General features: G+C 62.7%; 5 protein-coding genes and 3 pseudogenes. All 8 read right to left on the bottom strand.

The features are described from left to right. Window positions 1–36 precede the first annotated feature (36 nt). Window positions 37–252, bottom strand: a pseudogene (locus ACV229_RS40080) (transposase); the annotation flags it as partial. Window positions 253–431: 179 nt separating this feature from the next. Further along, entirely contained in the window at window positions 432–2,648 is a 2,217-nt protein-coding gene (locus ACV229_RS40075; RefSeq protein ID WP_448088577.1) for a TonB-dependent siderophore receptor, read from the bottom strand. Window positions 2,649–3,165: 517 nt separating this feature from the next. Beyond that, window positions 3,166–3,525, bottom strand: coding sequence for an H-NS histone family protein (locus tag ACV229_RS40070; protein WP_448088576.1), 360 nt, complete (start codon window positions 3,523–3,525; stop codon window positions 3,166–3,168). Between the two features lie 114 nt (window positions 3,526–3,639). Beyond that, complete coding sequence (locus tag ACV229_RS40065; RefSeq protein WP_448088575.1) at window positions 3,640–4,044, bottom strand: hypothetical protein; 405 nt, start codon at window positions 4,042–4,044, stop codon at window positions 3,640–3,642. Window positions 4,045–4,335: 291 nt separating this feature from the next. After that, window positions 4,336–4,707, bottom strand: a pseudogene (locus ACV229_RS40060) (YadA-like family protein); the annotation flags it as partial. Window positions 4,708–4,773: 66 nt separating this feature from the next. Next, window positions 4,774–6,150, bottom strand: a pseudogene (locus ACV229_RS40055) (YadA family autotransporter adhesin); the annotation flags it as partial. Between the two features lie 848 nt (window positions 6,151–6,998). Continuing rightward, a complete protein-coding gene (locus ACV229_RS40050) occupies window positions 6,999–7,661 on the bottom strand; it encodes an OmpA family protein (RefSeq protein ID WP_448088574.1) in 663 nt (220 codons plus the stop codon). Window positions 7,662–7,826: 165 nt separating this feature from the next. Then, a partial coding sequence (locus ACV229_RS40045) for a YadA family autotransporter adhesin (protein ID WP_448088573.1) occupies window positions 7,827–10,233 on the bottom strand: 2,407 nt, incomplete at its 5' end.

Here is a 10,233-nt window from a genome sequence, read left to right as displayed (position 1 = left end):
GCGCTTGAGCTTGTTGTTCTCCTGTTCCAGCTCCTATAGGCGCTGCGCTTCGGAGACCGTCACCCCGCCGAACTTCGCTTTCCAGTTGCGATAGGTCGCTTCCGACACGCCGTATTTCCGGCACCGCTCAGCCGGCTTCAGACCAACCTCGGCCTCCTTCAAGATGCCGATGATTTGTCCTTCGTTGAATCGCATTTTCATTGCCGTTCTTCTTGAGGCTAGCCCTTGCCGATGCAGTTCCAGAATCGTCATCACTTCCTCCAGCTCGACAACCGACACCCCCACGACGGATCTCAAGGGCAATTTGGTCGGCGATCGACAGGACGGCGCCGCTACGCGGCGCTGTCAGACAAAAGAACTGGGGAAGATTACTTCGACGAAAATGGGGAGTATCTACCGTTGCGTCGACTCTGGAATTCGATGCCGCTTGATCACCAGTTGTATTTCACGCTAGCCAGCACGGTCCGCTCGTTACCGAACACGCAAACCGAATATGATTGGCAACCGCTGATGTAGCGACGGTCGAACAGGTTCGCAACGTTCAGCGCGAACCGCCAGTCGCGCGTGCCATAGTGCAGCGCCGCGTCATACAGCGTATAGCTCGCGACCGTCAGCGAGTTGTCCGGCGCGCCGGCCGACGCGCTCTGGTAGCGGATTCCGCCACCGATCCCGAAGCCCGCGAGTGCTCCCGTTTGCCAGGTCCAGTCGGTCCACAGCGACGCCATCTGGCGCGGACGCGGGATGTCAACCGGCCAGTGGTTCAGCGACGCATCGTTCGCCCTCACGTTCTTCACGTCCTGATACACGTACGACGCGACGATCGACAGTTCGCGCGTCACCTTACCGACCGCGCTCAGCTCGATGCCGCGTGAACGCACCTCGCCAGTCTGTATCGACGTCGTGCTGGTCGGATCGAGGTTGATCGGCGTCGGTGTTACGACGTTGGTCTGTTCGATCTGGTAGACGGCCGCGCTCAGCATCAGGTTCTTGCCGGGCGGCTGCCAGCGCAGTCCCGCCTCGATCTGCTTGCCGCGCGTCGGCTGCGGCTGCCCGCCGCCATACATCCTGACGCCGATGACCGGATTGAACGATGTCGAATAGTCGACGTAAGGTGAGAGCCCGTAGTCGCCCTGGTACGTGAGGCCGACGCGGCCCGAGAAGGCGCTGACATCCTGTTTCGTCTGCGTGCCGGCCTCGCGGTCGTCCTCGTGCACGTTCACCCAGTCTTCGCGACCGCCCAGCGTCAGAGCCCAGCGGTTCCATTTGATCTGGTCCTGCGCGTACGTACCGAATGTGTTCATCGCCGTGTACTGATCGATGTGGCCCAATGATGTCGGGCCCGAGAAGATCGCGGTTGTGACCGGTATGTAGACAGGGTTATAAAGATTCAGGCTCGGCGCCAGTGCGAGCCACACGCTTTGGGTCGTCGTCTGCCGGTTGTACTGGAAGCCGAGCAGCAGCGTATGCTCGAGCGGCCCTGTGCCGAAGCGCGCCTCCGCGTTGTTGTCGATGTCGAAGCGACTGTAGTTCAGCTGGAACAGTCCCGCGAAACGTGCGATGTCGGTCGTGCTGCCTGGGGCAAGACCGACGCCGAAAACCGACGCGTCATCGAGCGACAGGTGCATCCAGCGCACGTTCTGGCGCAGCGTCCAGATCGAGTTTAGGTGATGCTCGAACCGATAGCCGAGCGACCACTGCTTCTTGCGGTAGTGGTTGAAGCTCGGTTCGCCCATGTAGAGATCCGGCGACAACGGCCCGTTCGGATTCGGCAGCACCGTGCCCTGCGCGGGCAGGAAGTTGTATGAAATGTCGCTCCAGTCTTGCAGGTAGGTTGCCGAGAGCGTCAGTGCCGTGTCGGCGTCGGGCCGCCAGCGGAACGACGGTGCGAGCGCCACGCGCCGGTCCGCGTTTGGACCGGTCAGCGCATTGCCGTCGCGCGCAACGCTGACAAAGCGGTACGCGTACTTGCCGTCAGCGTCGAGTGAATCGCCGATGTCGAACATCGTCTGCTTGCGCGCGTAGTTGCCAAGCTGCACGCCCGCCTCACGGATGCGCTCGCCGTCGGCCTGCTTCGTCTCCACGTCGACGATCGCGCCCGGATCGCCCGCGCCGTACAGCACCGACGCCGGTCCACGCAGCACGGCAACGCTGTCGATCATGTAAGGATCGACGCGCCAATTCGCGAGAGTCGTCGTATTCGGCGCCTGCAAACCGTCGACGAACAAAGTCGGGGTAAAGCCGCGCAGCGCAGCGTACCAATCGGTACGGCTGTCGGATCCGAACGTCGAGAAGCCGGGTACGTAGCGCAGCGCCTGGTTGAGGTCGGTCGCGCCGGTCATCTCGATCTGTTGCGCAGTGACGACGTTGACAGTCTGAGGAACCTCGGTGATCGGCGTGTCGGTCTTCATGCCGGTCATGGTGCGTTGACCAACAAGTCCGGCTGATTCCCCGTTCCCCCGCCCTTGCACCGCGATCGCCGGCAGCGTGATGCCAGGCACGCTATCGGCCTGTTCCGCGGCGCCATTTGCTTGTGCATCACTCGCCGGTGGCGTCGCTTGCGCGTACGCATGGCCGGCTGCGGCCTCGCAAAACATCACCATCGCAGCGACCACGATCGCACGCAGTCCCGTAGCCGGTTCCCAACCCATCTTCTGTTGCTCCGTCATCATGGCAGCCCGATCGGACGACCCGTTAATCAAGGAGCGACTGCCATCCGACCGCCACCCTCCCTCGTTTCCCGTGGGCTTCGCACGTTCTCGCGATGGGTCCCGCACCACCGCGTTGTCCGTGAGCCAATCGATGTTATCGGCCGAACGTTGCGCATTCTTGAGAAAATGACGTAGCTGTTGCGGAGCGTTCAACCTCAGCACCTGATCGGAGCGCCGGGGGCTCAGATCTGAATCCTGTCGGCGATCTCGCGGCTGGCATGCTCGACGCCATACCGGCGTTGCCGCTGCATGTCGGATGCCAGCGCGGCAGATCGCGCGTTCGGCATGATGTCGACCGACGACCTGGCTGGTATGCGAAACCGGAAGCCAGCGGTCGCATGCGAACCCACCAGTCCACTAGATGGCGGAGCCACCGCACCGGGCTCCTGTCAAATCCCGGCAAATGCGCCACCACCGCGCGCGGTGCGGGCGGTACCTCGAACAAGCGAACACTTCGTCACGAGTCGCGCGCTTTTTCCACCGATGTCGATTTACCTGCACGCTCGCCGGACGACGGGATCTTGAACTCTTCCGGGTTGCGTCCCTGCATCCAGCGGGGTCGCTTGCCTCGGCCAGCCCATGTCGCGCCGCTGACCGGATCCAAGTAGCGCGGCTCCACGCGCTTACGACGGGACATACCGGCGGATTCGATATTCGACAACCTCGTTTCCACAACCCGCAAATCGATCTCGTACTCGCGCATCAACTTCACGATTTGTTCCAAAATGTCCTCGCGGCGGGCTGCGCGTTGCGCCGCAATCTGGGCATCCAACTCAGCCCGCTGGGCCAGCAGTTCCGGCAACGGATCGCGTGACATCTGTTCTCCTTTCCATCCACGCCCCAAAAACCCGCATCGACATCGCGATCGACTTCCGAACGAGCATTGCGCTCGCCGCGCTCCAGTGACGGATGACAAACCAGGTGGCGTAATTCATACGGCGTCTTCCACAGAAATCGGTGAGCTGACCGTACCTGTGACGAAACGGTGCAAGCGCTCCCATGCCTCCAGGTAACGACGCCGCGGCACCGTGGCCAATTGCTCGTCATGCAAGAGCAGAACATGCGCGATCGCGGACACCTCCTCAACGAGCAGCGTCCATTCTTCACCTTGTTCGGCACGCGCGACGCACGCATCGAGCGCAATCTCGGCTTGCCGGTACAGGTCAAGCTCCGCCTTCGATGCAGTCTCATCCCGGAGATAGAACGCCAAATAGACAGTTCGAAGGAGGCAACCAATCTGGTCGAAAGCACCGTGTCCCGATCGAACCACGGCCAGCGCCATATGGTTTTCCAGCGACAGCGTCCGCGCCTTTTCGCTCGATAGCGGCAGCAGCATTTCTTTTCTCGGCATCCCGCGTTTGTGTTGACTCGCCATCGTTATCCAACGTCTTCTCCGGTGCCCGTCCCCACGGGCCATTCCCGGTCTGCAAGCGTCACGCCAAGTCAAACGTCGAACAGAACAAGGCCGCGCAGGAACACACCCCCGCGTTCCCGCACTCGACACCGCCAAGACGGACGATGGTCTCAAACGTCATCGAGTCGGTTTCGATGACGGAAACCGACGGATTCATCAATCGGACCAACCGGCAAGGGTGGCACTCCCTGGCCAGCATTCATACGACATTCTTTACCACTGGTATCCGCCGCTGATCACCGCGCCGTACGTTCCTCGCGTGTTTGACGATACGGCAGCCTTGTAGACCCAGCGGTTGCTTCCGGTGACATGCGACACGCCGATCGCCTGTCCGGATTGCCCGCGATAGACACTGCCCGCCACCGCCACCATGCTCATCCCGGGCTGGGTCGGCTGCGGCAAGCCCGCGACCGCCATCGCAGCAGCCACCCCGCCGTCCGAATCCCGGCGAATCGAATCGATCCGGTTGTTGACGCTCTGGATCTGCCGATCGGTGTAGCCATTCGCCTGACTGACGCTCTGCGTGACCGCCTCGTTCAACTGCTGGACGTTGACGCCATCGGTCGGCGCGGTGCCGGCCGCCATGTTCGTGATCTGTCGAGTCTGAGTCGGGCTGCCGATCGATACGACATTGCTGCGCCCCTCGTCCGTCGAATTCGCCCCGAGCGCCACCGAGTTCGTTCCGCTCGACGTCGAATTCGTGCCGAGGGCCGTGCTGTTGGTGCCCGACGCGGTCGATCGACCGCCAACCGCCACGCCATTGCCGCCCGACGCGGTCGCGCCGGCGCCCATTGCCGTACTGCCTGTACCGGTGGCCCCTGCGGTCATGGTCGCCACTGATGTCGACAGCGAATTCAGCTTGCTGTTGGTCGTATTCAAGCTCGTCGACAGCGAACCGACATTGTTGTTGGTCGTGCTCAGGCCGGTCGACAGCGAACCGATACCGGTCGACGTCGACGTGGAGAGTGACGCAATCGCGCTGTTCGCCGACGAGAGGCCTGTCGAAGTCGACGTCGACAGCGACGCGACCGTGCTGTTGGTCGTGCTCAGGCCAGTCGACAAGGAGCCGATACTCGCGGACGTCGATGTGGAAAGCGACGCGACGTTGCTGTTGCTCGAGCTCAGGCCAGTCGACAAGGAGCCGATACTCGCGGACGTCGATGTGGAAAGCGACGCGACCGCGCTGTTGGTCGAGCTCAGGCCGGTCGACAACGAGCCGATACTCGCGGACGTCGATGTGGAAAGCGACGCGACCGCGCTGTTGGTCGAGCTCAGGCCGGTCGACAACGAGCCGATACTCGTGGAAGTCGATGTAGAAAGCGACGCGATCGCGCTGTTCGCCGTCGAAAGGCCTGTCGCAGTCGACGTCGACAACGCGTTGACCGCCAGGTTCGTCGCGTTCAGCTGCGAACCGTTCACTGCGTCCGTGCTCGTCGCCGTGATCTGACCTGCCGCCACATTCGTGATTTGCCGTTCCGCGCCCACGGATCCGACACTCACGACCCCGGCCGGAGCCGTGCCGGCAACGCCGAACGTCGATCCGCCGACGGTCACGCTCGACACGGTATTTGCCGCCGAGGTGACCGAACCCGCGCCGAGCGCCACGGAATTGGCGTTTGCCGCCGTCGAGCCGGTACCAATGGCAATTGCATTTTGTGCCGTCGCACCCGAGTGCCCCCCCAGCGCGACTGAACCCGCACCCGATGCGGTGGCGTTTTGCCCGTATGCAGCCGATCCGTCGCCTTGTGCAAAGGCGCTATTGCCCATCGCGGTCGCTTCGCCGTTGATTGCACGGGAACTCACACCGATTGCAATCGGCGACGCGTTCGATGCCGTTGCGGTTGCCCCTTTGCCGATTGCAATCGCCACCGAACCGCTCGTCCCGCCGTTGGCAACCGCATTGGCGCCCGCAGCAAGTGCGCCGCTACCGGTTGCGGAACTCCCGTTGCCGATTGCGATGGTGCTCGTTCCGCTGGCCGTCGCTTGAGCGCCCACTGCCGTCGCGCCTGCGCCATTCGCGCTCGACGCACCGCCGTATGCCACGGCGTTCGCGCCTGTTGCATTCGAACTGCCGCCGATCGATGTCGCATTCGCGCCATTTGCAGTCGCCCCGTCTCCAATCGAAACGGCTGCCCCCCCGTTGGCGGTCGAGGCCATGCCGAATGCCTCGTTGTTCACGGTTCCATCCGAACCGGCGGTGGCAGGAAACGCCCCGCCTGACGAAGCGGTTCCGCCAATATTCGTAACCGTCGTCCCGCTACTGCCCCCCGACGCATAGTTGTATGCATACGCCTGCCCCGCCGGCAACAACATCGCCATCGCCAGCCATGCAACCGATGCCTTGAGCTTGGGCATGCCTTGCTTCTGATTGTCATTCCGTTGCAGGCTGCCCTGCTCCGCCGATCGAACGCCCACTGGCGACGCGAGCAAACCGAACCGACGATTCGACGAAACCGCTCTCAGATCGTTTTTCACAAAACCACCCATTCAATTATCAAATATCCATCAATAAACCTGACAAGCGAATCAAGGCGTGCAAAAACACGACACATTGCCGCTCTCAGGTGTCGCATTGGATCATCCGATAATCCACACATTGATTCGCCACCCGACTTGCCTTCAAATTACAGCATTGAGCTCGCGACACGAAGGTTCGAGTCGCGCAGCAACAGCACGGGATCCGATCGAAGTCGAGCCTCTATTTAAAATTCGTTAATTTAATTGTCTTTAACAAATTCATCGGCGTCCATCGGGTTCACGCGCCGTCATTTTTATTCTCAATGCATCACGCCCGACAGACGTTTTTTCGGGAAGAAAAGAACTTTTCCGCAGCGGACCCATTTGCGTATATTCACGAATTCAGCACCGCTCCGTCATCAACGTTGCAGCGCGATCTCGACACGCCGGTTACTGGCGCGCCCCTCGGCCGTCGAATTGGAAGCGACCGGATCCGCCTTTCCGCGTCCAGTTACAACCAGGGTATCGGACTGAATTCCAAGGTCGTGAAGGTAACCGGCGACGGCGTCCGCGCGTTGCTGCGAAAGCCGGAGATTCGACGTATCCGAACCGATGGCGTCCGTGTAACCGGTGACGGTCACGCGCGAGAAGTGCTTGTCGCCTTGCCGGCTCATCAGCTTGTCGAGCGTTGCACGAGCGGCGGGCGTCAATGTCGCCAATCCCGACGCGAACAACGCGTCACCCGAAAGACTCACGCTTTGAACGGGGGCCGGCGACGCCGAGACGGGTGCGGGCGCCGGCGCTGCCGGCGCACCGCATTGGAAAACGAGGGTTCCGGGGTCTGCGCGATCGCGGAACGGTGTGGTCGAATCGACCGTTCGAACGGGCTGGTCACCGCACATGCGCGTGGCGACCTTCATGCACGTCGCCTGGCTGGAAAAGATGCCGTGACAATCGACCTGATAGGTCCGGATGCCATCCCTCTGCTGCAGTTCGTAGGCGCTGAACGTCGGGCCGGATGCGCTGGTACATGCTGCGAGCGACAGCGCGGACAGAATGGGGACGAGACGGAGATTTTTCACTGTAATGCTCCGGAAAATCCATATGTAAAAGCGAAGCCACGCGGTGACGCGATCGGATTCGCGCGTATTTCTCGAGACCACGAAGGCCCGTCCGATCCGATGCCGGGCGATCGATCGGACGGCCAGGCGAAGCCGGGCATGTACGCGACACGCCCGGCCTCTGCGTTACTTCCACTGATACAACATGCCTGCGCCGACGACGCGCTGGCTTCCGCTGAAACCGCCATTCAGCGTTGCCTTGAGGTTCTCGGAGATACGAGCCTGCATGCCGACTGCCATCGCCTTCTGGCCTGCAAACGTCGCGGTGCCTACGCCCATCGCAAAATTCGAATCACGATCCATGTGCGGAATCGACGCCATCGCGGCGGTCGCGGCAATCCCTTCGCGCGCCATCGAGTCCGTTTGCTGGACCTGCTGCTGCACCTGGTTGACCTGGCTACTCAGGTTGTTCACCGACGTCGACAATGCGCTCGACACGGCATTGAGCTGGTTGACGTTGACCGCGTCGGTACCTTCCGTGCCCGCCGCGACGTTGACGACTTGCCTTGCCGACGTGGCGGAGCCTACCGACAGCACACCCGAGCGCCCACCGTCGTTACTGCCGGTGCCGACCGCCGCCGAATTGCTGCCAGTTGCGGTTGCACCCACGCCGATTGCAGTAGAGCCGTTGCCTGTCGCTTGCGAACTGTTGCCGACCGCCGTACTGCTCGCCCCGGATGCCACCGCCCCCAATCCACCCGCGGAGGCGTTCGAACCGGTCGGCGCCGGTGCGCTGGTCGCGCCGGTCGGGCTGGACGTAAATGATCCGCCAGTCGATCCGCCGGAAATGCTCACCCGCTGATTGATCAGGGTGGTCAACTGATTGGCAACCGCATCCAGCTGCGACACGTTGACCGCGTCGGACCCGATACGGCCCGCAGCCAGCCCGGTGATCTGCCGATTTCCGACATTCACTTCGCCCGCCGACGACTGTGGCGAGCTCAGCCCGTAGGCGATGTAGTTGTTCATCGCACCAACCGTCGTCAGCGAGCCGGCGCCAAGCGCAACGCTGTTCGCGAAGGTCGCGCTCGCACCGGCACCCAGCGCGATCGCATCGGTCGCACTGCTGTGCGCCCCCGAGCCGAAGGCAATGCCGCCCGCGTTGAGCGCCGTCGCATTCGCGCCTTGCGCGATCGACTGCACACCCGCCGCAATCGAACCGCTGCCGAGCGCGATCGCGTCCGCCTGGGCCGAACTCGCGCTCTGGCCAATTGCCACACCACCGGGTGCGGTTGAATCGACGATCGCGCCATTGCCCATGCCGATCCCATTGTCGCCATTGACGACGGTCGTGGGTCCGACCGCGACCGACTCCGCGCCAACCGCGAGCGAGTCGGTTTGTGCCGAATTCGCATGGAAGTACTTCTGACCGGTTACCGCAAAGGACGACAATGCGCCGGCGAGTTGCCGAACGGTGACCGCGTCTTGTGCTTGCGTACCATCGGCGACATTGGTCAGTTGGCGATAGGTGTTGCCGTTCGCATCGCCGAACGAAACCGCACCGAGCAGCGTCCGGTCGGAGGTGTTGAACGGAATCGCATGGCTGCCGGTCGAGATCGAACCGATACCCGACAGAACGACCCGATCCGACACCGATCCCGAGCCGATCGCGACACCGCCTACGACCGACACGCTCGACTGCGCGCCAAGCGCCATCCCGCTCGCAACTTGGGCTTGCGCGCCGTTACCCACGGCGAGGCTGCTCGTCCCGCTTGCGAGCGCGAGCGGACCGATCGCGACACTGTCCGTGCCGATGGCCTGACTGTCGGCCGCCGCGGAGTTCGCGCGGAAGTACTTGATTCCTCCGCCGTTCTCGATGCCGTTGACGGCATTCGTCACATTGGCCATGTTCTGGTTGGTCGCATACAGTTGCGAGCCGTTGACAGCGTCCGTGCTCGTCGGGCTCAACGCGCCGGCCGCAACGTTCGTGATCGCATTCGGACCACTGCCGCCGTGCTTGGCGCTGAACGCGCCTGCACCGCCGTTCGCCGTCGGGTCCCACAACAGCGCATCGTTCTGCACCTGACTGAGCTGCGAACCGACCGCCTGCAGCTGACTGACGTTCACGGCATCGGTCGGCGCGGCACCTGCCGCCACGTTCGTGATGCGTCGCTCAGCCCCCGCAGAACCCACCGACACTTCACCCGCCGGCGTCGCGCCCGCCAACGTCGCGGTACCCGGGTTGTATGCGGCAAGTCCCAGATTGGCGTTCGTCGTCGAATTCGCACCGAGCGAGACCGAATTCGCGGTCGTCGCCTGCGCGTTGCCGCCGATCGCGACGCTGTCTGCGCCTGTCGCCTGACTGTCCGGTGCCGTGGAATTGGCGTGGAAATACTTGACGCCAGCAGTTGTGCTGCCACCGCTGATTGCGTTCAGCGCGTTCTGGACGGAGTTGTACGTATTGCCCGCATAGCTGAGGCTCGTCGTCACGGCGCCGGTCGCACTGTTGTAGGTGCTGCTGCCACCGAGGCCCGATGCGATGCTATTACCGAGCGTATTGACGCCGGAGGCTACCGAGAACAACTGCGATCCG

It is taken from the genome of Burkholderia sp. MR1-5-21 (assembly GCF_053427715.1).
The sequence above is the reverse complement of the archived record's forward strand: the minus strand, read 5'-3'. Positions and strand labels throughout refer to the sequence as shown.

Excerpts from the sequence above, each read along its gene's own strand:
- ACV229_RS40070 (WP_448088576.1), bottom strand. The coding sequence starts at position 3,525 with ATGTCACGCGATCCGTTGCCGGAACTGCTGGCCCAGCGGGCTGAGTTG.
- ACV229_RS40075 (WP_448088577.1), bottom strand. The coding sequence starts at position 2,648 with ATGGGTTGGGAACCGGCTACGGGACTGCGTGCGATCGTGGTCGCTGCG.
- ACV229_RS40065 (WP_448088575.1), bottom strand. The coding sequence starts at position 4,044 with ATGCTGCTGCCGCTATCGAGCGAAAAGGCGCGGACGCTGTCGCTGGAA.